18 protein-coding genes and 5 pseudogenes are annotated in these 23,829 nt (G+C 62.6%); 4 read left to right on the top strand and 19 right to left on the bottom strand.

Annotation, left to right across the window (positions count from 1 at the left end; all coding sequences use genetic code 11):
- Window positions 1-241 precede the first annotated feature (241 nt).
- Window positions 242-1,243 carry an AraC family transcriptional regulator gene (locus F6X37_RS30950; protein ID WP_187613941.1) on the top strand — a complete coding sequence of 334 codons (1,002 nt, stop codon included), beginning with the start codon at window positions 242-244 and terminating at the stop codon, window positions 1,241-1,243.
- 88 nt (window positions 1,244-1,331) lie between these two features.
- Here F6X37_RS30950 and phaC read toward each other — a convergent pair whose 3' ends face one another.
- The 9 genes from phaC to gltS form a co-directional block, all read right to left on the bottom strand.
- Window positions 1,332-3,074 (bottom strand): class I poly(R)-hydroxyalkanoic acid synthase, encoded by a 1,743-nt coding sequence (phaC, locus tag F6X37_RS30955; protein ID WP_187613942.1) that lies wholly within the window; start codon window positions 3,072-3,074, stop codon window positions 1,332-1,334.
- 14 nt (window positions 3,075-3,088) lie between these two features.
- Window positions 3,089-3,559, bottom strand: a complete 471-nt coding sequence (locus tag F6X37_RS30960; protein ID WP_187613943.1) for a MaoC family dehydratase — start codon at window positions 3,557-3,559, stop codon at window positions 3,089-3,091.
- 84 nt (window positions 3,560-3,643) lie between these two features.
- Window positions 3,644-4,591, bottom strand: a complete 948-nt coding sequence (locus F6X37_RS30965) for an electron transfer flavoprotein subunit alpha/FixB family protein (RefSeq protein ID WP_090809447.1) — start codon at window positions 4,589-4,591, stop codon at window positions 3,644-3,646.
- Window positions 4,592-4,604: 13 nt separating this feature from the next.
- Window positions 4,605-5,354, bottom strand: a complete 750-nt coding sequence (locus tag F6X37_RS30970; RefSeq protein WP_187613944.1) for an electron transfer flavoprotein subunit beta/FixA family protein — start codon at window positions 5,352-5,354, stop codon at window positions 4,605-4,607.
- 71 nt (window positions 5,355-5,425) lie between these two features.
- The gene (locus F6X37_RS30975) at window positions 5,426-7,228 is read right to left on the bottom strand and encodes an acyl-CoA dehydrogenase (RefSeq protein WP_187613945.1); all 1,803 of its coding nucleotides are present in this window, start codon (window positions 7,226-7,228) and stop codon (window positions 5,426-5,428) included.
- Between the two features lie 212 nt (window positions 7,229-7,440).
- On the bottom strand, window positions 7,441-8,445 hold the full coding sequence (locus tag F6X37_RS30980) for an AraC family transcriptional regulator (RefSeq protein WP_090809441.1): 1,005 nt from the start codon (window positions 8,443-8,445) through the stop codon (window positions 7,441-7,443).
- 122 nt (window positions 8,446-8,567) lie between these two features.
- Complete coding sequence (locus F6X37_RS30985) at window positions 8,568-9,029, bottom strand: hypothetical protein (protein WP_187613946.1); 462 nt, start codon at window positions 9,027-9,029, stop codon at window positions 8,568-8,570.
- Window positions 9,030-9,139: 110 nt separating this feature from the next.
- Window positions 9,140-10,000: a class I SAM-dependent methyltransferase gene (locus F6X37_RS30990; RefSeq protein WP_187613947.1), complete on the bottom strand. Its 861-nt coding sequence runs from the start codon at window positions 9,998-10,000 to the stop codon at window positions 9,140-9,142.
- Window positions 10,001-10,042: 42 nt separating this feature from the next.
- Window positions 10,043-11,245 (bottom strand): sodium/glutamate symporter, encoded by a 1,203-nt coding sequence (gene gltS, locus F6X37_RS30995; RefSeq protein WP_187613948.1) that lies wholly within the window; start codon window positions 11,243-11,245, stop codon window positions 10,043-10,045.
- Between the two features lie 342 nt (window positions 11,246-11,587).
- On the opposite strand from gltS, the gene F6X37_RS31000 reads away from it, so the two are divergent.
- Window positions 11,588-11,740, top strand: coding sequence for a hypothetical protein (locus tag F6X37_RS31000; protein WP_187613949.1), 153 nt, complete (start codon window positions 11,588-11,590; stop codon window positions 11,738-11,740).
- A 75-nt stretch (window positions 11,741-11,815) separates the two neighbouring features.
- Here F6X37_RS31000 and F6X37_RS31005 read toward each other — a convergent pair whose 3' ends face one another.
- Together F6X37_RS31005 and F6X37_RS31010 are read right to left on the bottom strand one after the other, a co-directional pair.
- Window positions 11,816-14,317, bottom strand: a complete 2,502-nt coding sequence (locus F6X37_RS31005) for a glucose/quinate/shikimate family membrane-bound PQQ-dependent dehydrogenase (RefSeq protein ID WP_187613950.1) — start codon at window positions 14,315-14,317, stop codon at window positions 11,816-11,818.
- A gap of 266 nt (window positions 14,318-14,583) precedes the next feature.
- Window positions 14,584-14,819 (bottom strand): annotated as a pseudogene (locus F6X37_RS31010) (acetyl-CoA C-acyltransferase); the annotation flags it as partial.
- A gap of 9 nt (window positions 14,820-14,828) precedes the next feature.
- Here F6X37_RS31010 and F6X37_RS37290 point away from each other — a divergent pair.
- Window positions 14,829-14,999, top strand: a pseudogene (locus F6X37_RS37290) (PLP-dependent aminotransferase family protein); the annotation flags it as partial.
- A 29-nt stretch (window positions 15,000-15,028) separates the two neighbouring features.
- Here F6X37_RS37290 and F6X37_RS31020 read toward each other — a convergent pair.
- The gene (locus tag F6X37_RS31020) at window positions 15,029-15,976 is read right to left on the bottom strand and encodes a GlxA family transcriptional regulator (protein ID WP_187613951.1); all 948 of its coding nucleotides are present in this window, start codon (window positions 15,974-15,976) and stop codon (window positions 15,029-15,031) included.
- Between the two features lie 208 nt (window positions 15,977-16,184).
- Between F6X37_RS31020 and F6X37_RS31025 the strand changes: the two genes are divergently transcribed.
- Window positions 16,185-17,468, top strand: coding sequence for an epoxide hydrolase family protein (locus F6X37_RS31025; RefSeq protein WP_187613952.1), 1,284 nt, complete (start codon window positions 16,185-16,187; stop codon window positions 17,466-17,468).
- A 121-nt stretch (window positions 17,469-17,589) separates the two neighbouring features.
- Here F6X37_RS31025 and F6X37_RS31030 read toward each other — a convergent pair.
- The 7 genes and pseudogenes from F6X37_RS31030 to F6X37_RS31065 form a co-directional block, all read right to left on the bottom strand.
- Window positions 17,590-17,886: pseudogene (locus tag F6X37_RS31030) on the bottom strand (transposase); the annotation flags it as partial.
- A gap of 168 nt (window positions 17,887-18,054) precedes the next feature.
- Window positions 18,055-19,968, bottom strand: coding sequence for an ATP-binding protein (locus tag F6X37_RS31035; RefSeq protein ID WP_187613953.1), 1,914 nt, complete (start codon window positions 19,966-19,968; stop codon window positions 18,055-18,057).
- A complete protein-coding gene (locus F6X37_RS31040; RefSeq protein ID WP_090809426.1) occupies window positions 19,968-20,423 on the bottom strand; it encodes a response regulator in 456 nt (151 codons plus the stop codon). The genes F6X37_RS31035 and F6X37_RS31040 overlap by 1 nt, the downstream gene beginning before the upstream one ends.
- Window positions 20,411-21,598 (bottom strand): PAS domain-containing sensor histidine kinase, encoded by a 1,188-nt coding sequence (locus tag F6X37_RS31045; protein WP_167368755.1) that lies wholly within the window; start codon window positions 21,596-21,598, stop codon window positions 20,411-20,413. Before F6X37_RS31045 ends, F6X37_RS31040 begins: the two co-directional genes overlap by 13 nt.
- Window positions 21,599-22,323: 725 nt before the next feature.
- A pseudogene (locus F6X37_RS38095) lies at window positions 22,324-22,680 on the bottom strand (pyrogallol hydroxytransferase large subunit); the annotation flags it as partial.
- 53 nt (window positions 22,681-22,733) lie between these two features.
- Window positions 22,734-22,949 (bottom strand): annotated as a pseudogene (locus F6X37_RS37720) (PqiA protein); the annotation flags it as partial.
- Between the two features lie 157 nt (window positions 22,950-23,106).
- The coding region (locus F6X37_RS31065; RefSeq protein WP_187613954.1) for a TolC family protein at window positions 23,107-23,829 on the bottom strand (723 nt) is incomplete at its 5' end.

Here is a 23,829-nt window from a genome sequence, read left to right on the forward strand (position 1 = left end):
GCTTGCCTCCATCCAGTTTTGAAGTGACGGTGTTCCGCTATCGCGAGGTCGCATGAAAATTTGCTGGAACACATCGAACGACATGTGCCCACAATACGGCAATCGCGCGCTACACTTTTATGATTGGACGCCATCCTTTTAGCGATTCGTGCCACTGCGCGTTAACACCAATAATTGCGCGAAGCATGTGTTTAATGACTAGAAAAAATACCCAGCGTGTGAATCGTCCGGAGAAACTACGATGGAAACGATGGTGACGTCGGTAGCCATGAGCGGCTATTTCGAAGTGACGCGACGGCTTGGACTCAATCCGGTCGAGCTCGCGAAGCAGGCCGGCATCGACGCCGGCGCGCTCGCGAATCCGGACGATCGCGTATCGGCCACCGCCTGTTGCCGGCTACTGGAAATGACGGCCGAAAAGGCGTCGTGCCCGACCCTCGCGCTGCAAATGGCGGAAACGCGGCAGACCTTCGGCAGCGGCGTGATCAATGTCCTGCTCGCGCACAAACGCACGCTGCGCGAAGTGTTGCTGGCCGCGGCCGAATACCGCCATCTGCTCAACGAAGCGCTGGCGGTGTACGTCGAGGACGCGGACAATACGGTCACCATTCGGGAGGAACTCGTCGTCGAACGGGGCACCCCGACAAGGCAGGCGATCGAACTGGCGCTCGGTGTCCTCGCGCGGCACTCCGGTGCTCTGCTCGGCAAGCTCTGGAAACCGCGCGAAGTCCACTTCACGCATCCGGCGCCCAAAGACCTGACGTTTCATCGACGCTTCTTCGGCTGTCCGCTGGTGTTCGGCAGCGACTTCAACGGGTTCGTCTGCGCAAGCGCCGATCTCGACTACCCGAATCCACTGGCCGATCCTGAACTCGTGCGCTATGCGGAAAGCCTCGCCTCTCCGCTGAACGTGAGCGCCGCGGAATCGGCCGCGCTGGAAGTGCGCAAGGCGATCTACCTGCTGCTGCCGCTCGAGCAGGCGAACGCCGAGCTGGTTGCACGTTATTTGCGTCTGAGCGTGCGCACCATGCAACGGCAGTTGAATTCGGCCGGCACCAGCTTTTCGGATCAGGTCGAGGAAGTCCGCGGCGAACTCGCCGTGCGCTACATGAGCAATCCCACCTATCCGATCGGACGGGTCTCGGCGCTTCTCGGCTACGCGCAACAGGGATCGTTCACGAACTGGTTCGTGTCGCGCTTCCACATGACGCCGCGCGACTGGCGCGCGAGCCACGCGAAGTGACGGTCGGTGGCAGTGAAGACAAAAAAAACGGAGGGTGATGCACTGAGCATCACCCCCCGTTGTCGCCGCACCCGCTATCGCCATCCGGTCACTCGGCGCGAAGCTTCACATAGCGGCCCGGTGCGCTCTCGATTGCCTTGTACTTCCTATTGCCGAGCTTCGTGCGCGCCTCGACCTGCTCGCCGGAATGCTGCTTGACCCAGTCGATCCAGTGAATCCACCAGCTGCCGCGCTGCTGAACCGACGTTGCGAGCCACTCGTCGGCGTTCTCGTCGCAGGTATCGTTGGTTCGGTAGCTGCGCTTGTTCTTCGAGGCCGGATTGATCACACCCGCGATATGGCCGCTTGCCCCCAGCACGAACTCGGTTTGACCGCCCAGTAGTTGCGTCGACTGATAGGCGGACCGCCACGGCACGATGTGATCTTCCTCGGCCGCCATCAGATAGCTTGGGATATCGATGTTGCCGAGATCCACCGGCGTGTCGCAGAACTTCAGTTTGTTCGGCACGCGCAGACTGTTTTCGAGGTACATGTTGCGCAGATAGAAGCTGTACATCGGACCGGGCAGATTGGTCGTGTCCGCGTTCCAGTACAGCAGATCGAACGCGGCCGGGGTTTTGCCTTTCAGGTAATTGTTCACGACATACGGCCAGATCAGATCGTTGGCACGCAGCGACTGGAATACGAAGCCGAGTTCGCGTCCGGGATAGAGCCCACCGCCACCGATCGCATGCTCGCGCATCGCCACGCCCTGCTCGTCGATGAACACGCCGAGATCGCCCGGGTCGGTGAAGTCGAGCAACGCCGTCAGCAGCGTCAGGCTGGCCACGGAGTCGTCGCCGTTCGCACGCATGACCGCCAGCGCCGACGACAGCATCGTGCCGCCCACGCACCAGCCCAATGCATTGACCTGGTCGGCCCGGCTAATCGCACGCGCGACGCTGATCGCCTGCATCACGCCGTCCTCGAGGTAGGCGTCCCACGTGGTCTGCGCCATGTCCTGCTGCGGGTTGCGCCAGGACACGACGAACACCGTCAGGCCCTGCTCGCAGGCGAAGCGCACGAAGGAATTCTCCGGCTGCAGATCCAGGATGTAGAACTTGTTGATGCACGGAGGAACGATCACGAGCGGCCGCGCGGCGACCTTCGGTGTCAGCGGCTCGTACTGGATCAGCTGAAACAGATCGTTCTCATAGACCACCGCGCCACTGGACGTGGCAACGCTGCGGCCCACTTCGAACGCGCTTTGATCGGTAATCGAAATCGAGCCGCTGCCCAGATCGTCGAGCAGATGCGTAACGCCTGCGAGCAGGCTCGATCCGCCCGATTCCACCGCCGCCCGGATGACTTCGGGATTCGTCGCGACGAAATTCGCGGGGCTGGCGAAGTCGATGAACTGGCGCATGAAAAAGCGCAGCTTGTGCTTGCCCTTTTCGTCGAGCGCGCTCGCCTCGACGAACTCCGCGAGTGCTCGGGCATTGATCAGATAGCTCTGTTTAAGAAGGCTGTACCAGCCGTTGCTGGACCAGTCGTCGGCGTGAAAGCGCCGGTCTCCCTGCTCGGGCTCGGCGACCGCCTTCAACTCCGTGCGCCCGCCGATCAATCCGGCGACGGCGTCGCTCCACAGTTGCGCCTGCTGTTGCAGATAGTGGGCGCTCGTGTGGGTCACGGAGCCTCGCGCAAACGGCCCGTTGAGATCGAAGTCCGAGCCGTCGGTGTCGGGCACCGTCGTCGCGTATTCATCCTTGACCGGCGAAAAACGCCATAAATCGAAGCCGGCATTGACCCAGCCCGTGGAAAACTCGTGTGGCATGCTGAATGGCATTCTCATGGCGGGGCTCGCTATCATGCTTTGCTGACGGCGCAAGCCGCGTCCTCGACGACACGGTCGCGGCAGGTTGTCGGCATGACCACGGCGTCGCCTTCGATCACCACCTTGCCGCCAACCGTGCAAACGGTGGACAGCACCACGCGGCGCTTGTCGTGAATCAGTTCCTTGACGGTCACTTCGGCCTGCACGGTGTCGCCGGGTCGAACCGGCGACTTGAAGCGCAGGTTCTGGCCGAGGTAGATCGTGCCCGGGCCGGGCAGCCGCCCCGCGATCGCCGCGGAGATGATGCTGGCGGTCAACATGCCGTGAGCGATGCGCCCCTTGAAGGGTGTGGTTTGCGCAAACTCCTCGTTGATGTGAACCGCGTTGATGTCTCCCGACGCGCCCGCGAAAAGCAGAATGTCCGCCTCCGTGATGGTCTTGGCGAACCGGGCACTCATGCCCGGTCGCAGGTCTTCGAAATCGTGTCCGTTAAGCTCATTCATGATTATTCCGCTTGCTGGGCGCGCATTTGCCCTCTCTTCTGGCACGTACTGCGCGTTGTGCCGGACGCGAACCGCTGGATGCGGTTAGCCGAGCGCCTGCTCGAGTTCCGGCACGAGGGTGAACAGATCGCCAACGAGGCCGTAATCGGCGACGCCGAAGATCGGCGCTTCTTCATCCTTGTTGATCGCGATGATGACCTTCGAGTCCTTCATGCCGGCGAGGTGCTGGATCGCCCCTGAGATGCCGACCGCGACGTACAGTTGCGGCGCGACGATCTTGCCGGTCTGGCCGACCTGATAGTCGTTCGGCACGAAGCCCGCGTCGACCGCCGCACGCGATGCGCCCAGTGCCGCGCCGAGCTTGTCGGCCAGCGGTTCCAGCACCTTCATGTAGTTCTCGCCATTGCCCAGACCACGGCCACCCGACACGATGATCTTCGCGCTCGTCAGTTCCGGACGATCGAGCTTCGTCACTTCGCGGCTCACGAACTGCGCGAGGCCTGCGTCGGCTGCCGCTTCGATCTTCTCGACCGCTGCGCTGCCGCCAACGGCTGCGACGGCATCAAAACCGGTCGAGCGCACGGTGATGACCTTGATCGGATCAGCCGATTGCACGATCGCGATTGCGTTGCCCGCGTAGATAGGACGCTCGAACGTGTCGGCCGAATCCACTGCCGTGATGTCGCTGATCTGCGCGACGTCGAGCTTCGCGGCGATACGCGGCGCGACATTCTTGCCGTAGGCGGTAGCCGGCGCGAGGATGTGCGTGTAGTGCTTCGCCGCATCTTGCACGAGCGTCAGCACCGTTGCTTCGACGTTTTCCGCGAGGCCTGCGGCCAGTTGCGGTGCATCGGCGAGCAGCACCTTGCTGACACCCGCGATCTTCGCGGCAGCATCGGCCGCGCCCTGCGCGTTATGCCCCGCGACCAGCACGTGAATATCACCGCCGATCTTCTGTGCCGCTGCGATCGTGTTCAGCGTCGCGGCCTTGATCGACGCATTGTCGTGTTCTGCAATTACCAGGTTCGTCATTTCTCGGGTCTCCTCACAGCACCTTCGCTTCGGTCTTCAGCTTCTCGACCAGCGTCTTCACGTCCGGCACCTTCACACCGGCCGAGCGCCTGGGCGGCTCGGCGACTTTCAGCGTCTTCAGACGCGGCGTGACATCGACGCCGAGGTCTTCGGGCTTGACCGTTTCCAGCGGCTTTTTCTTCGCCTTCATGATGTTCGGCAGCGTCACGTAGCGCGGCTCGTTCAGGCGCAGATCGGTCGTGACCACGGCCGGCAGCGTCAGCGACAGCGTTTCCGCGCCGCCGTCCACTTCCCGCGACACCGTCGCCTTGCCGTCCGCCACGACAAGCTTCGACGCGAACGTCGCCTGCGGCAGATTTGCGAGCGCGGCGAGCATCTGGCCGGTCTGATTGGAGTCGTCGTCGATGGCCTGCTTGCCGAGGATCACCAGTTGCGGCTGCTCCTTGTCGACGAGCGCCTTGAGCAGCTTCGCGACGGCGAGCGGCTGCAGGTCTTCACCAGATTCGATCAGGATCGCGCGATCCGCGCCGATGGCGAGCGCGGTGCGCAGCGTTTCCTGCGCCTGCGCAACACCGGCCGACACGGCGATCACTTCGGTCGCGACGCCCGCTTCCTTCAGACGCACCGCTTCTTCAACCGCGATTTCGTCGAACGGGTTCATCGACATTTTCACGTTCGCGATATCGACGCCCGTACCGTCCGATTTCACGCGGACCTTCACGTTGTAGTCGACCACTCGCTTGACTGCTACAAGAACTCTCACAACACTCTCCTTCCCACACCAATAGGGCCGAGCCCTACCGCTTTGAATGACACATTACGTCCGTTGATCGATCAGAACTGGTCTTCGCGCAGCGCCAGCGCGCCTTCGCCATCGCGAGCACCGCGAACCGCCGCTTCGAGCGCGATTGCACGAGGCAGCACCTGCGTCGCGTAGCTATGCGCGGTCGCGATCTTCGCGTCATGGAAGGACGGATCTTCGTCGCGCTTGTCGGCCGCCAGCACGAGCGACCGTGCGACTTGCCAACCCGCGAGCACGATACCCGCGAGCATCAGATAGGACACACTGCCGGCGAACACCGCATTCGGATCGCTTTTGACGTTCTCGACCACGTAGCGCACCGCGCTGTACAACGCCTCGCGGCCGGCGGACAGATGACGATGCATCGCCTGAAAAGCCGCGCTCGAACCATACGAGGGGTGCGCTTGCACCGCGGCCAGGGTCGCGTCGATCTGCGCGAGCAGCATCCCGGCCACCTCGCCGTTGTCGCGCATGGTCTTGCGGCCGACGAGGTCGTTGGCCTGGATCGCCGTCGTGCCTTCGTAGATCGGCAGAATGCGCGCATCGCGGTAGTACTGCGCGGCGCCGGTTTCCTCGATGAAGCCCATGCCGCCGTGCACCTGCACGCCGAGACTCGTCACCTCCAGCGACATCTCCGTGCTCCAGCCCTTCACGATCGGCACCAGGTATTCGTAGATCGCCTGATGATTCGCGCGCGTCGCGCCGTCCGGATGACGATGCGCGAGATCGCAATGCGACGCCGACACATAGGCCAGAGCGCGTGCGCCTTCGGTCAGCGCGCGCATCGTCGAGAGCATGCGCCGCACGTCGGGATGCTGGATGATGGCGACCGACTGCTTCGCGGAGCCATCCACGGGGCGGCTCTGCACGCGCTCCTTCGCATACGCGACGGCCTGCTGGTACGCGCGATCCGAGATCGCCACGCCCTGTACCCCCACGGCGAAGCGCGCGGCGTTCATCATGATGAACATGTACTCCAGACCGCGGTTCTCCTCGCCGACGAGCTGCCCGATCGCGCCGCCGTGATCGCCGAACTGCAGCACGGCGGTCGGGCTCGCCTTGATGCCGAGCTTGTGTTCGATCGATACGCAGTGAACGTCGTTGCGCTCGCCGAGCGAGCCGTCTTGGTTGACGAGGAACTTCGGCACGACGAACAGCGAAATGCCTCTCACGCCTTCAGGCGCGCCCGGCGTGCGTGCGAGCACCAGATGCACGATGTTTTCCGTCATGTCGTGCTCGCCCCAGGTGATGAAAATCTTCGTGCCGAAGATCCGGTACGAGCCGTCGCCCTGCGGCTCGGCGCGGGTGCGCACGAGCGAGAGGTCGGAGCCGGCTTGCGGCTCGGTCAGATTCATCGTGCCGGTCCAAACACCTGCGATCATCTTCGGCACGTAGCGCTGCTTCAGCTCCTCGCTACCTGCCGTCAGCAGCGCTTCGATCGCGCCGTCGGTCAGGAGCGGGCACAGCCCCAGCGACAGGTTGGCGGCGTTGAGCATTTCGATGCAGGGCGTCGACAGCAGCTTGGGCAGATCCTGACCGCCGTATTCAGACGGATGTTGCAAACCCTGCCAGCCGCCTTCGCTGAACTGGCGAAACGCGTCCTTGAAACCGGCCGTGGCGGTCACCACGCCGTCCTTCCAGGTGCTCGGGCTGCGGTCGCCGTCGACGTTCAGCGGCGCGAGCACGCCTTCGTGCAGCCGCGCGGCCTCTTCGAGCACCGCACGAGCGGTGTCGGCGGTTGCGTCCTCGCAGCCGGGCAAGCCCGCCAGTTGGTCGATTCCGGCCAGTTCCGTGAGTGCAAACAACATTTCTTTGAGAGGCGCGACGTAGCTCATTACCATTCTTCCGATCAGATAGTCCGTAGGGAAAGTCACCCGTCTGGCACCGATGCGGCCGGGGTAACGTATGGCTGAATCGTAGCGTCGGACAGGCCCTGCCCGGTTGTCCAAACCGGACGATCTATTGACATCTCTGGCCACGTCGGAGGGAGTAAGCGCCCCGTGGGAACTGCGTCGGCGGGTGTTGCCGACGCATCGATATGACGCGATCAGCCACCCCGGCGATAGGCCGCCGGGGTGCTGCCGGTCCAGTGACGGAACGCTCTGTGGAATGCGGTGGGGTCGCCGAAGCCGACGTCGCCCGCGATGATGGCGATGGGCTCGCGCGTGCCCGTCAGGCGCTGGATCGCGATGTCGCGGCGCAATTCGTCCTTGAGCATCTGGAACGCCGTGCCCTCGGCGGCAAGATGACGGCACAGCGTTCTGACCGAGCAGTGCAGGCCTTCCGCCGCCTCTTCGATGGACGGGACGTCGGGCAGCCGGGACGCGAGATGTTCCCGCACGCGATGACTGAACAACTGCTCGTTGAACGAAACGAAGATCCAGTCTTCCGGCGCGCGAGCGAGAAACCTGCGCAGGTTCGCCTTGCGCTGACGCACGGGCAGGTCGAAATAGCTGCTGCTGAACTGCATCGAGGTCTGATTGCAGTCGAACTTCGCCGGTCCGGGAAACAGATAAAGATACTCGAGCGCGTGAGCGGGACGGGGAAAGGCGAACTGCACCTGCAACAACGCAATCCGTTGACCGATCAGCCAGGACGCGATCCCATGCGCGAGCTTCAGCATCAGCTCCTGGCCCAGCATGCCGGGTTGCGCTCCCGTGCTTCCCGGACGCAGCGCCAGGCTCGCGACGAGGTCGCCGCGGCGCGACTCGAAGCGGAAGTCGTCCAGCACGAGATGGAAGAACTGGCCGAACCGGTGCATCGCGGATTCGAGATTCGGCGCATCCAGCAGGCTCAGGCAGAGAAACTTGAGCGCGCCGCTGCGCAGCGGGCGCGAGAAAACGCCGGGCATCTCATCGTCGAGTTCGATCGCGAGCGAGCGGTAGAGCGTGGAGAACTGTTCCTCGGTGACGCGCGCTCCAGGCTGGTCCAGAAGCGCGCGCGGAATGTTCGCGCCCGACAGATGCCGGTCGACGATATCCGGCCGCGTCCCGACGCTGCCGAGGAACCCGTTGACGAGCGAGATCGGTACGGTTGCGCCAGGAGCTTGCATGAGAAGGTTCCGCGAGGCAAAGACGCATCAGCATAGCGCCTCCCGCCGCATCGTGGCGAGGGTTCGGCGAATCGCTACGCGAGTGCCGCGTTCGGGGCCCGGTGGTTCCGGTAGCTTGCCGCCTATTGCGCCGATGCGTGCGAGCGCAGATATGGCACGTAGCCGTTCTGAATCTTCAGGATCTTCTCGGCGCACGCGTCATAGTCGTCGCCCTTCGCGCTGTCGGGCCCATACATGCCGCGGCACTGCGCGAACAGCGACAGCGTCGCGCCGCCCGTGCTCTTGTTCGCGCGGGTCGCTGAGAAAGCGGCTTTGCCCGAATCGTCGGGCACGTCGGTATCGATCGCGACCGCGTCCGCGCGGATCACGCGCGTGTCGGAATGCTGCTCGATATAGCGTTTCGTCGCCGCCCACGCGGCATCGCAATTCGCCGGTGTGCAGTCGATCACCGCATCGCGTTGCGCGGCGCGGAGGTTCGGCTCGCTATGAAGGATCTCCTGCTGGGCGCGTTGCGCCTGCTTTTCCGGGGACGAGCAGGCGGCGAGTGCACATGCGATGAGTGCGAAGGCAGCGATCTTTTTCATGAGTAGACTTCGGAGGCCATGGTCGAGCGCGATTATAGCGGTGCGGGGAAAGCGATTGCGTATTCACGACTCACATGCCGGGTTGGTAACTTCGGTTGGCGTCATCGCCCTTAGGTGTTCGCCACCAGCAACTCCTCCGCATTGCCCGGCGGTCGCAGCCCATCCGTCCGAGCCGCGAAGTAGCGCTGCGTCAGATCGGCCGCGGACACGTGCCGCGCGTCGTCAAAGCCCGCTTCGCGCGCCATGGCGATCATCCGCTGCGGCATGAAGAAGCTGATGAACGGTGTACCGCTCGCACGCGCGCCCTTCTCTGCCATTTCGAGTCCGGGGCGCACGTCCGGGTCCGCCATCTCCAGCGGCAACAGGAACGTCATCGCGAACGTCGAGCCGCGCGCCAGCCCGGCCACTTCGCGCAGCGTCGCGGCATTCGCCTCTTTCGTCAGATACATGCTGACGCCGGTCGACACGACGACGGCCGGCCTGGTTTCGTCGAAGCCTTCGGCGACGAGACGCTGCCGCCAGCTATCGCCCGCTTCGAAGTCGACCGGCACGAAACGCAGCCAGTCCGGCAGGCCGAAACCAAGCTCGCCGAGCCGCTGACGCTTCCACGTTTGCGGTCCCGGCGGGTCGACCTCGAACACGGTGAGCCGCGACGCAATGTCGGGCCGGCGTTGCGCGAAGCTGTCGAGACCGGCGCCCAGAATCACGTATTGATCCACACCGCGCCCGGTCTGCTCGACGACCAGATCCTCGATAAAGCGTGCGCGCGCGACGATCGACGCGCGAAACGGCCGCGTGAACCGCGGATCCATATCGCCACGGCTGCGCCAGTCTTCGGCGGGTGCCAGCAACTGCAAGCCGACTTCGTCTTCGAGCACGTGCGGCGGCGCGTCGGCCTGCACGTGCAGCGCACGCCATAACGCGACGCGCGCGGCGGTGCTGTCGGGTGCGATGTGTCGTGGATCGCTCATGGTATTTGCCCGCTTGGGTTGATGTGCCAATGCCACCGCTGCTCAATGGAAAAACGGCAGCGCGAGAAACAGTTTGATGACGATCGCGTTGACGATGTCCATGAAAAACGCGCCCGTCAAGGGCACGATCAGGAACGCGATATGAGAGTGGCCGAAGCGGTTCGTGATCGCCTGCATGTTCGCGATCGCGGTCGGCGTGGCGCCAAGTCCGAGGCCGCATTGCGCCGCGCACAACACGACCGCGTCGTAGTTGCGGCCCATCGCGGGGAACGTGATGAATACCGCGTAGAGCGCCATCAGCAGCGTCTGTGCCGCGAGGATCGAGATGATCGGCACCGCGAGCGCGGCAAGCCCCCAGAGGTCGAGCCGCATCAGCGCCATCGCGAGAAAGAGCGCGAGCGCGACGTTGCCGACAAGCGCGACCGCGTGCTGGTCGATCCGCACACGCACGAGCGCGAGCAGGTTGCTCAGGATCACGCCGATGAACAGCGTGCAGACGAACGTCGGCAATTCGAACGCGGTGTCCGCGATCCAGTCGGCAAACATTTCGCCGCCCGCGAGGCAGATCGAGATCAGCGCGAGCGTCGTGATGATCGCGGCGGGCGTGGTGGCCTGCTGCGCCTTCGGTTCTTCGAAGACCAGCGTTTCGTCCTTTAGCTGTTTGACGCGCAGCAACTCGTCGGCGCTGATCCGCCGCATCAGCAGCCGTGCGATCGGACCGCCGAGCACGCCGCCCATCACGAGGCCAAACGTCGCGCAGCCGATCGCGATCTCGGTCGCCGACTCCAGTCCGTGACGCTCGGTAAAGATCTGGCTCCACGCGGCGCCAGTACCGTGGCCGCCCGACAACGTGACCGAGCCGCCGAGAATCCCAAGCAGCGGATCGACGCCGAGGGCGAACGCGAGCAGCAAGCCGACCACGTTCTGCAGGATCAGCAGCCCGCAGACCAGCGCGAGAAAGCGGATCAACACCGGGCCGCCCGCCTTCAAACTCGATAGATGCGCATTCAGACCGATCGTCGAGAAGAACGCGAGCATCAGCGGCACCTGCATCGTCGAATCGAACCTGACCTGCACGTGGGTGGTGAGGCGCGTGATCAGCACGCAGATCGCGACGATGAGCCCGCCTGCCACCGGCGCCGGAATCGAATAGGTCCTTAGCACGCCGATCCACTGCACGAGCTTTTCGCCGAGCAGCAGCACGAGCGACGTCGCAACCAGCGTGGCATATACGCCAATAGTCATGAATGGCCTCCGAGCGGGAGCGTGACAACGTTTTCTGTTTTCCCGGCGCGACGCCGCGGCGCATCGGAATGCGGCAAGGCTGTGTCGTCATCCGGAGCGCGCGCGAACCTGCGACATCTTAGCCAATCCGTCCAGGCAAAGTATGTTTTTCCTTGGGTTTTATCCGGCAAGGTCGGAGCCCATATTGGGTTTCTCAGTACACGGAGTGACCGACAGATTCTCGCACTGACGTGAATTCAATGTAGCGGGAATAGGAGATGCGTAGCTCTGCAGGATAGCCCGACGAGCGCTGTCTGATTGCGTCGCAAGTATTGATCGGATGCCACCCAACCAGGAGATGTCATGAAACCAATCCTCTACCGCCGGCTTCTCGCGAGCCCGATCACGATCGCTATCGCCGCGATATGCGCGGGCTGCAAGCCCGCCGATAAGGCGGGTGGAACAGCCAACGCGGATTCGGCGGCGAGCAGTTCGCCGTCCGCCGCAAGTCAGTGACAAACAGATGAGCGCATTGCCGTGCGTGGACGTGGCAGTCCTGTCCACGCACGTCCACCCTGCTTCACCGCTTTGCTATTGCGGCAACGCATAGGCAATCACGTAGTCGCCGAGCTTCGTACCGAATGAGCCGTGACCGCCCGCCGCAATCACCACGAACTGACGTCCGTTGACCGAATAGCTCATCGGCGTTGCCTGCCCGCCGGCGGGCAGACGCGCCTGCCAGAGCTGCCTGCCGTTGTTCACGTCGAAGCCGCGAATGTAGTTGTCGGCCGTCGCGCCGATGAACGCCACCCCGCCCGCCGTGATGATCGGGCCGCCGAGCATCGGCATCCCCATCTTGAACGGCAACGGAAGCGGTGAGCTGTCCCGCACCGTTCCGATCCGCTTCTTCCATACGATCTGGTTGGTCTTCAGATCGATCGCCGAAATGAAGCCCCAGGCAGGTTGCTTGCAAGGAAGACCGACCGGCGACATGAACGCATTCAGTGTCACGCCGAACGGAACGCCGTATTGCGGCTGAATTCCGGTCTCCGTCCCCGAACCTTTCGCGCCCGGTACCGGCTGAATCGGATTGCCCGGGCCACGCGGAATCAGCCGCGATACGAACGGCAGCGCTATCGGATTGGCGACCGCAATCTGGCGATCTGTGTCGACCGCCATGCCGCCCCACTCGAACATGCCGAGATTGCCCGGAAAGACCAGCGTTCCTTGCTCTGATGGAGGCGTGAAGGTGCCTTCATAGCGCAGCTTGTGGAACATGATCCGGCATACCAGCTGGTCGTACATCGTGGCGCCCCACATGTCGGCATCGGTGAGATCCTTCGATGGCCGGAATGTCAGTCCGGAGAACGGCTGGGTAGGCGAAACATGGTCGCCGGGCGCCGCACCCTGCGGCACCGGACGCTCCGGAGCCGGCACCACCGGCACGCCCGTGCGCCGGTCGAGCACGAACAGGTTGCCGGTTTTGGCCGGCGCATACACGACAGGCACGGTATTGCCCTTGACGTCGGTAATGTCCGCTAGCGTGGGCTGCGATGGCAGGTCCATGTCCCACAGGTCGTGGTGGACCGTCTGATAGAACCACGCGAGCTTGCCCGTCGACGCGTGCAGCGCGAGCAGGCCGCTCGCGAAACGCTCCTGCTCCGCCGTCCGGTTGCCGCCCCAGATGTCCGGCGTGGTCACGCCCATCGGCAGATAGACGATGTCCAGCTTGGGATCGTATGCAGCGGGCGCCCACGAGTTCGGGGACGTGAGCGTGTAGTGACCGCCGGCCGGAGGATTCTGATTCGGGTCCTTCGCGCCTGAGTCGAATGCCCACAGCAGTTCGCCGGAACGCACATCGAAGCCGCGGATCACGCCCGACGGCTCGCGCGTCGAATAGTTGTCCTCGACCGCGCCCGCGACGACGATCACGTCGTTCGTGATGACCGGCGGCGAGGTCGGCTCATACATGCCGGGGGTCGTCACCGGCTGGTTGTGCTGGAGATCGAGATCGCCGCCGTTGGCAAAGGTTTTGCACAGCGCCCCTGTCTCCGCGTCGAGCGCATACAGGTGGCCATCGTTGACGGGCAGATAGATGCGGCGCATGCAGGTCGCGGCGGTCGCAGCAGTCGCAGCGGGCGCAGACGCTGGTTGCTGCTGAGCGGGCGCCGCGGCCGACGCTGCCTGCTGCTCCGGCGCCGCGGCCGATGCTGCCTGCTGCTCCGGCGCAGCGGCCGATGCGCCCGAGGGCTGATCAGCCGTCGGCGCGGGACCGGCCGCGGAAAGATCGACGTAAGCCACACCACGGCAGGTCACGTGCTGGAACGACGGATCGGCCTTCAGCTGCGGATCGAATTTCCATTTCAACTTGCCGGTCCGCGCATCCAACGCCCATAGGATCTGATGCGGCGAGCATAGAAACAAGGTCTCGCCGATCTTGATCGGCGTGACTTCGTCCGTAATCTCGACGGGGTCGTTGGGGCCTTTGCTATCCCCGGTCCGGAAGGTCCACGCGACCTGTAAGTCCTTGACGTTTGCAGGCGTGATTTGAGTCAGCGGGGAATAGCGGGTACCGGCCTGGGTGCGCGCGTAGGCCGGCCAGTCGGCGGCGCTATCACCGGTCTCTGCGGGGGCCGCCGATGCCGCACTGAAGCTGCCGTTGACCGTTTGCGGGTCGTTGAAGTTCGCGTAGATGAGCACGCCCGCCCAGACAGCCAATGCAACGACGAGCGAACCAATGCCGAGCCCGCGTGCGCCCTCCATCCGCCAGCTCACGAGCAGCAGTAGCCACACGCCGAAAATGACCAGCACCCCGGAGCGCGGAGCCAATGCCCAGAAGTCCGTGCCGGACTCCCACAGTGCCCAGACCGCCGTCGCAATCATCACGAGCGCATAGAGAACGAGCGCAGCGGGCTTGCGCCGGTAAAGCAACCACGTCACTACTGCGAGCAGCAGGCCCGTGATCAGGTAGTACCACGACCCACCTACGGCAATCAGCCATGCTCCGCCGATCACGAGGTAAAGCGAAGTGAGCGCGAGAAACACAAGTGTGATTGCACCGATGACGACTGACCAACCGGGCTGTCTCGACATGATGATCTTCCACCCTAACCAAGAACGACGTGCGCGCGCAGACCGCAAAAGATGGGCCTGGTCTGTCCTGTTGTTCGATGCAGGCGCCTGACTTCTCGCGGGTTATCGCGCGTGCAGCGATGAGATCGAACCTGCCGCGGACATGCAACCGATACCTCGCTATCTGACCTGTTGGCCCAGGTGGTCGAGAGCGTAGCGTCGGCAATGCTCAAGATATGCCGCTTCGTTGGCGACGGTCAATTGAATCATGCTGCGCCACAGCGATGATCGGTGAGCTTCCAGCCCGCTCGCTCCAACGCGATATGCACGGCTGGCACGGGACCGAGACCGAACATGCCGGATTGCCCGCCGTGATCGTGCCATCGGGACGGAACGCGGGACGCAGCTTTGCCAGCGTTTCCACGGTCGTTTCCGGACGCGGCTGCTCGTCGCGCGTGAACTGGATGCTGCCCTTGCGCCCTTCTATTTCGACGGCGACGAGTTCGGCATCGAATGCGCCGCGTTGCGCCAGGCGATCGCCATGGCCCTGAGGCGCGAGAAGATCGCCGTTTCGACCGCGCATCCGTTCGCCGCGTCGGCGCACGTAGCGCACGCGATCCGGCTCGCGCTCGGCTCGGTCAGATTGACGACGCTCGAGCAGTCGCTGCAAACGGTCGCGCGGGTCATTGCCGACCAGACCTACCGATCGAAGACTGCGCTGGGCCGCCCCCATCATCCCGGCGCGGCCCAGCGCGCATTGCGACGTATCGCCTGTGGCGGTTGTCCAAACGCTCGAGTGAACGCATCGCGCATGCGGCGCGGGTCGGAAAATCCGGTCTGCTGGGCGATCTGTTCGACCGTATGGCGGCTCCTTTCCAGCATGAGTCGCGCGGCTTCGAGACGCAGTCTCTCGACGGCCTTGGCGGGCGATTGCCCCGTCTCCGCCCGGAACGCGCGACTGAACTGACGCGGGCTGAGCCGCGCCACTTCGGCCAGTTGTTCCACCAGCAGCGGTTGCGCGAGATTCTTCCGCGCGTACGTCAGCGCGGACTGAATGCGATCCGATTTCGCATCGAGTTCCAGCAACGCCGAATGCTGGGACTGACCACCGGCGCGTCGATGAGAAACGACGAGCGTTTGCGCGACCGATCTCGCAGCGTCCACGCCCAGATCGGCCTCGACCAGCGCCAACGCGAGATCGATTCCCGCCGTCATGCCCGCCGACGTCCAAATCGAACCGTCGACCGCGTAAATCCGGTCTTCCTCCACACGGATGCGCGGAAAATGCTTCCGCAGCGCGGACGCATAGACCCAGTGCGTGGTGGCGCGCTTGCCGTCGAGAAGGCCCGCTTCGGCCAGCACGAAGGCGCCCGTGCAAATAGCGGCGACGCGCCGGGCCGTCGCCGCGCTGTGACGTGCGTAGGCGAGCAGCCCATGGGACGGCCGCGCCGCGCCCGGATCGCCGCCCGTGAAAAGGACCGTGTCGAACGTTCGCTCTTCGAAGGGTTCGGTCATCACCGTGGGACCACCGATCGGTCTGACCGGCGCGCCATGTTCCGACAGCGTGAGTACTTCGTAGAACGATTCACCGAATTTCCGATTGGCAAACGAAAACACCGGCTGCGCGGCGAGCGACATGGCGTGAAACCCATCGAACACGACGAACGCGACTGACGGCACGGCGATTCCTTTGAGTGGTGTCCTGAAACCGTAGTTTCTACGTCCTTTGCGATCTCGGCGGCCGCCCATATAAATGCGCTATGGATGCGCGGATTTGATTGAACGCGAATAAGCGGCCCTCGACGATCCTTCCGCACCAGCGGTCGACCGACTCTTTCAGTTCCCATTCTAGTCACCGTTTCCTTATCGCAGGTCAGGAGAACTCCTCATGAAAGTCCTCAAATCCCTACTCGTCACCGCGCTGATGGCGGCTCCCGCCATCGCGAACTTGCCGGCGACCGCGCTTGCGGCCGAAGCGCCCGCGACGTCGGCTGCGTCGACGGACGACACGGCGATCCGACCGTTCACGGCGCACTTTTCCGACGCGCAGCTAGCCGACCTGAAGAAACGCATCGCGCAGACGCGCTGGCCGCAACCGGAGACGGTGACGGATCGGTCGCAAGGCGCGCAGCTCGCGAAGCTGCAGGCGCTCGTGCAGTATTGGGGCACCGACTACGACTGGCGCAATGCTGAAACGAAGCTCAACGCGCTGCCGCAGTACGTGACCACGATCGACGGCGTCGATATTCACTTCATCTGGGTACGCTCGAAAAATCCCGGTGCGTTGCCGCTCATCATGACGCATGGCTGGCCCGGCTCGGTCTTCGAAGAGCTCAAGGTGATCGGACCGTTGACTGACCCGGTAGCGTACGGAGGACAGGCGGAGGATTCGTTCGATCTGGTTCTGCCATCGATGCCCGGATATGGGTTTTCGGGCAAGCCGGCAACGGCCGACTGGACGCCTGATCACATCGCGCGAGCGTGGGAAGAACTGATGCGGCGGTTGGGCTATCAGCACTACGTCGCGCAGGGCGGAGACTGGGGCTCGGTGATCGCCGACAAGATGGCCGCGCAAAAGCCGCCGGGCTTGCTCGGCATTCACGTCAACATGCCAGCGACTGTCCCGCCCGAAATCGCAAAACGGCTGAAGGCAGGCGATCCGCCGCCGCGCGGACTTTCCGACAAGGAGAAAATCGCCTACCAGTCGCTGAACAATCTGTACACGCGCGGCGGCGGCTATGCGGCGATGATGGTCACACGTCCGCAGACGATCGGCTATGCGCTCGCGGACTCTCCGGTCGGGCAGGCTGCGTGGATGTACGACAAATTCGCGGACTGGACCTACAGCGGCGGCGATCCTGAACGGTCATTGAGCAAAGACGAGATGCTCGACGACATCACGTTGTACTGGCTGACCAATACCTCCACGTCGGCGGCGCAGCTGTACTGGACCAACAACGCGAACAACTTCAATAGCGTGAACATCTCGATCCCAGCCGCCGTGACGGTGTTTCCCGGCGAGATCTATCAGGCGCCCCGCAGTTGGACCGAGCGCAGCTATCACCACCTCATCTACTTCAACGAAGTGAACAAGGGCGGCCACTTCGCGGCATGGGAACAACCGCAACTTTTCTCGGAAGAAATTCGCGCTGCCTTCAGGTCGCTGCGCTGATCGCTGTCTCGCACGGCGTAACGTTCGAAGGAGATTTGCAATGTCGGATGAAATCAACAGGCGTCGTCGACGCCTTCTCGGGAGCGCGACATCCACAGCGTCGCCCCCGCTTCGCTGCCGATCGCATCGGCGGGCTATCGGGTAATCGTTCCGCACTTGCGCGGTTATGGCACTCACAGGCGAAGTCGGCAAGATTGAACCAGTACTGCACGAAGTGGATCCGCAGCATGCGCTCAAGACCAACAGACGGGCGGCCATTGCCGCGCTTCGGATAATGCGGCTCGATCACCGCGCACAGTTGCGCCCATGGCACGATCGCGTTCATCGTGTCGAGAAACTCGTCGCGCCGCGTGCGTTTGCGGTGCGTCTCGAAACCCGTTCCTTGATCGGCTGCCATCGCCAGCGTCTGCTGCTTCATCCTGTTTCGCCTTCCTCGTTCGATCCGATCTCTGACGCCTGACGTACCGGTTCGGTGGACTTAATTAGCGTTGCCCTGGACGGGTCTGGCTTGGGTAGTCCCACATAGCATCTCTGCCTTGGCCAACGGACGGACAGCAGCGCGAGGAAGTGCTCGTGCTGCTCGCAGTTACGATGAAGCGTCTGGATGGGCGGGCACCGTGAATTGAAAGATCGCGCCGCGCGGCACGTTCGCGCTTGCCCACAATCGGCCGCCGTGTGCCTCGACGATCGAACGGCAGATCGGCAGCCCCATCCCCAAACCGGTCGGCTTGGTGGTGTAGAAAGGAGCGAAAAGGCGCTCGGCACTGTCCGCGGCAAAGCCAGGCCCCGAATCGAGCACCGTCACGAGTACACAGCCCGAGTCGGCTCTTGCCGTGCTGATGAGCAATTCCCGCACGCCATCGCTGACACCGCTCATAACCTCCATCGCGTTGATGAGCAAATTAAGGAGGACTTGTTGCAACTGGACCCGATCTCCTTCAATTAGCGGTAATCGGTCCGCGAGATGCGTCTGCACCAAGGCGCCGTGCTTCCACGCTTCGCCACGGGTGAGCTCAATCACCTCGCGGATTGCCTTGTTGATGTCCACCGGTTCCTTCCGTGGCGGCGTCTTCCTGATCAGTTCATGGATGCGGCCGATTACGTCCCCCGCTCGGTTACCGTCGTTGACGATCCGGCCGAGGGCCTGCCGGGCCTTCTCGACTTCAGGAGGCTGGCCGGCGAGCCATCGCAGCGCCGCCTGGGCGTTGGTGACCGTCGCGGCGATCGGCTGGTTGACTTCATGAGCGATCGAGGCCGTGAGTTGGCCCATGGTCGCGACACGGTTCGCGTGCGCCAGCTCCCTTTGCACCTCCCGGTAACGCAGCTCGCTCTCGTGGGCTTCGGTTTCGGCACGCTTGCGCTCGGTCAGATCCACGACGAATGCCACACCTTCCGTCCCGCTTGCGTCAAACGTGGCCAAACCGACCATAACGGGCACACGGCTACCGTCCCTCCTGATGTACTCCTTCTCGTAAGGCTGGGCGCGCCCCGTCTGCCCGGCCTCCACCAGGGCCCGTTCGCTGCGCGGGAGCCATTCCTGCGGCGTCAGATCCCTCCAGCCTACGCGACCTGAGCCTATATCTTCACGCTCGTATCCCACGATGCGCAGAAATGCGTCATTGGCCTCGAGAATCTCACCATCGAAATTCCAGACAATGATCCCGATGATGTTGGCATCCACGAGGCGCCGGATCTTCGACTCGCGTTCGAGCAGTGTTTGTTCGGTGCGTTTGCGCTCGGTGATATCCATTACCGCGCCCACGAAACGGAAGCGATCCGGATCACAGCCGTTCACGCCATGCGCCACAGCTCGAACATACTTGATAGAAGCATCAGCCATCAGCAGACGATGCTCGATCGTAAATGCCTTCCTTTCGCTTGCGGCGCGGTCAATGATTTGCTGCACACGGACACGATCGTCCGGATGCGTCCGGTCGATGATGGCCTGCACGGTGGGCTTGATGGCAGCGTCGAGCTCGAATATTCGATAAGTCTCATCTGACCAATAGATCTCGCCGCTCAACAGGTACCAGCCAAAACTCCCTGTATGGCTCAGTCGTTGGGCTTCCGCCAGATACATCTCGCTCCGGTGTAGCGCCTGCTCGACGTTCTTGCGTTCGGCTCGCTCACTTGCTTCGCGCAGCGCGCGCCGCACTGCGGGCACGAGCCTCGACAGCCGCGTCTTCAGAACGAAATCGGTAGCGCCACTCTTCAGCGCCTCTACCGCCAGTTCTTCGCCAAGCGTGCCGGAAACCAGGATAAACGGCACCTCGGGACGTTCGCGCAGAGTGACCTCCAATGCCGAGAGGCCGTCGAACGCCGGAAGTTTGTAATCCGCGAGAATCAGGTCGATTCCAACGGTTTTCAACGCAGCCTCGAAGTCCGCACGCGATTGCACGCGAACGATTTCGCAGCAGAGATGATCGGCTTGAAGGAACTCTTGAATGAGTTCGGCGTCATTCGCGTTATCTTCCAGCAACACAATGCGAAGCCCCGACATTATTGCCCCTTCCTCATGCTGCCTGGCGGCGGCTCATTGATCAGTGCCCAGAATACGCCTAGCTCCTTGATGGCATTTATAAATTCATGAAAGTCGATCGGCTTTACTACGTACGCGTTTACCCCGAGTTTATAGCTTCGCATCATATCTTTCTCTTCGTGCGACGATGTGAGCACCACCACGGGAATGAGCTTCAAACGTTCGTCCGACTTCACTGTGTCCAGGACTTCCAAGCCATCGACCTTGGGGAGTTTCAGATCCAGTAACATGACTGAAGGGTTCTCGTCGTAGCGATCGACAAATTCCTCCCTGCAATAGAGGTAATCCAAGGCTTGCTGTCCGTCTCTGGCAACCACTACCTCGTTTGCCAAGTTACAGTCTGACAGCGCGGCCAGAGTGAGTTCGACGTCTCTCGGGTCATCCTCGACGAGCAGAATGCGTCCTAGTTGGTCCATGGTGTCCTCGCAGTCTTTGCCGTTGCACCGTGTGCCTTAGGCACTGAAAAATAGAAAGTAGCGCCCTGATCCACCCCGCCCTCTGCACGGACCTTGCCTCCGTGGCGGACGATGATGCGTTGAACGATAGCTAGTCCGATGCCAGTACCTTCAAACTGCTCCGGGAGATGCAGACGTTGAAAAACGCCGAACAGTTTATGCGCATACCGCATGTCAAAGCCTGCACCATTATCTTTCACAAACACCTCCACCACGTCTTTATTTGGGTCCACGCAACCAATCTCGATTTCGGCCCGCGTTCGCATGCGTGTGAATTTGACCGCATTGGCGACGAGGTTGGCGATAACCAGTCGGAGCATGGGACGATCCCCGTAGCAGACCGGAAGAGGGTTGATTGTCCATACAATGTCTCGCCCGCTCGTTTCTTGCCCGATCTCCGCAACGACCTCCTTGACGAGCTGATCGAGGCTCACCGGCGTCTTTGTGGTCTCCACCTGTCCGACCCTGGAAAAGGCCAGCAAATCGTCGATCAGGTTACTCATTCTTTTTGCCGCGTCGACAATCGTTTGTATGTAGCGACGACTTTTATCATCGAGCGAAGAGGCCGCCTGTTTTTGTAGTAGCTCGGAGTATCCGATCACATGGCGAAGTGGCGCGCGTAGATCGTGCGAGACGGAATAGGCGAAGGATTGCAGTTCCTTGTTACTCGTTTCAAGCTGCTCAGCCCGCGCGGTGACTTCCTGATTGAGCCTGTGAATCTCGCTTTCTTTATGCTGACTCTGTTGCAATTCGGCCTGAAGGCGATCGCTGGTGTGACGAAGCTCAGTTTCGATTCGCCGTCGCGCAGCGACGAAACCGGCAAAGATCAAGCCCCATGCCGTGAAAACTAAAAAACGCGGAAAATCTTTGGTTTGAAGACCGATGGTGTACAGCGGCGCAGAAAGAAAATAATCGTAGGATGCCACCGATAGCACGACTGCCAGCACGGAAGGTCCTGCCCCTCCGTACCAGCAAGCAACCCCGATGGCGAAGTTAAAAGGGGACCCGTAGATGTCGTGGATCCCGAAAAACCGGAACACGAGCGCCAGCCCAAGTGCAGCCCCAACGCAGACGACGGATAAGCCGTAGCGCAGAATCGGTGAGCGACTTTGCAAGTCCAGGTGCAAGTGCGCCAAGCTTCGCCTCATTGCCAAAGGTGCGGATCCCCTGAACTAAAAATTATAGTCGTCCCAGTTCCGATCGTTGAGCAGGCGGGGACGCCCCAACGCGGATGCGTTGGCGAGCCGGCTCATGCTTGTGCCCGTTGTCCGCCTCGATCATCGCGATGGTGCGGGCGTGGTCCACCAACGATTCGTCTGCCAAATAGACCGCCGGAAGTCTTCCGTTAAACCGCTCAACACCGCTTGACAAACATGGATAAGCAAATCGGCGAATGGCAGCTCAGGGGTTCAGTAGCTGCCGCAGATGGGGTGCCGGGTTCAATGGGTCGGAAGTACCCATTCGGCTCTCTGGAGAAGCGGTCATTGGCAGGCTCCAGCCTGACTTCGGCGCCGAAGAGGCGTGGCAGACAGGAAGCCTTGCACCGTGAAGGTACGGACGCCGCGCGTCAAGACGGGCTGCAGACCACCGCGGTCAGCAACAACGGAATCACCATGCGCACGGTAGCGTTGCTGCCAGCATCGCGCACGCGCGATTCGACCGCGTCGCTGGGAGCGGACAGCACAGCGCCGTACAGCGGGCCCGCGAACGCATTGCCGCGGCCCTTCTTGAACGTCCCGTCGTCCTGCTCGTATCCAAGCACGGCGTAGACACGAAAGCCGAAGGCCGTTATGTCGCTGCCTTGCGTTGGCCGAAACGCGTTGACCGAATTCGCCTCAACGTGCATCGGATCCGGGTTGATGGCAAGCGCACGGACGTCCTTGGCGGGCACGCCGGTTTCGCCCTCCTGCCACTCGGGCGTCTTGGGAACGCCGTCGGTTTCGCCCAGAAGATAGGCCCTCCACTCGTCGAACCCGGTCGTGCGGGTGGCGATGTAATCCTCGTCGTACAGGCCCTCCACGGCCCACACATACATGATGGCGGTGGCGAGAGCAGCATCGGTTTGCGGTCGGACCGGAATCCAGCGCCCGCCCAGCAACTGCGCGGTGGGGTTGCAGTGCGGGTCGATATGAACGAACTCAATGCCGAGTTCCTTGGCCCACAGGCGCCGCGGAGTCCCCTCGAATCCCGCATAGGCCCCGTTGGTACTTTCGGTGTCCAAAGCGACCGCACCGCGCCGAACAGCGTGGCCTCGGACGCCATACCCTTAGCTTTGAGTTCTATGACAGGGAAAGCCTGCGCTATACAAAAAGTAATCAACCCCGCAAGGGTCACAGCGCAGATCCAGTCAAGCGGCAGCCCGGTGCCATGCATCCCTTTCAGGCTCGCACCGCAGCGCGAACAGCTGGCAACCTGCCCTTTCAGAAGCGTAGGTTTGCGAAATAGCAGATCGCATTCGTGGCAGGCAATCAGTTTCTGATGCTCCATAGGACCGACCAGGATGAATTTTCTGGTGTCATTCGACGCGGCTGAAATGCCGGCTCATTTATGTTGTGGGTGCCTAACTAGCGCCTGGCACCACAGCTACTCTCGATGGATGGCGACCCGGTCAAGGGCCGCTCATCCCGAACTCATCGAGGGACGATCATTCTCTTGACGCGGCTACCGACTGACCGGCCGGCAGTTCGCCCATCGACTGGAACAGCGCCGCAGTATCGCTCATACGCTGGCTTGCTGCGCGAATCGAGCTGAGCTGTGCACTTAGAAACCGCTGCTCACTGGCATACTGTGCCGTAGAAGACAGGGAGCCCATGCGATGGCGCGACGCCGTATCATCGAATGCCGCCCTCGCGGCCTCCGCCGCCGCTTCCGTCGACGCGAGTGTCTGTGCGTCGTTTTCCAGTGCGGCAAGCGAATCCGCGACATTCTGGAACGCCGACAGAACGGTGGACTTGTAGTTCAGCACGGCCGCATCGTAAGCGTCGATCGACGCCTTGCGGTGCGCGAGCAGCGCGCCGCCATGGAAAATCGGTTGCGTCAGGCTCGCACCAATGGCCCAGAGTCCGCCCGCGCCTGAGAGCACCGCCGGCCAGCTAAAGCCGCCGCGGCCCATCGAGCCCGTCAGTGACAGGCTCGGAAAGAGCTGCGCGGTCGCAGCGCCGACATCGGCGGCTGCGGCCTTCAGGGCGGCGTCGGCTGCCTGAACGTCGGGGCGCGAACGCAGCAGGACCGACGGCACCTCGACAGGCACGTGTTCGGGCAACACCAGGCTGTCGAGATCGGGAACGGCCGGGGCGTTGTCCGGCGTGCGGCCCATCAGCACCGCGAGCGCATGGATGGCTGTGGCGCGCTGCTGGCGTAATGCAGG

Origin of the sequence: Paraburkholderia sp. 31.1, assembly GCF_014397645.1 — a bacterium.
GTDB classification, from domain to species: Bacteria; Pseudomonadota; Gammaproteobacteria; order Burkholderiales; family Burkholderiaceae; genus Paraburkholderia; species Paraburkholderia tuberum.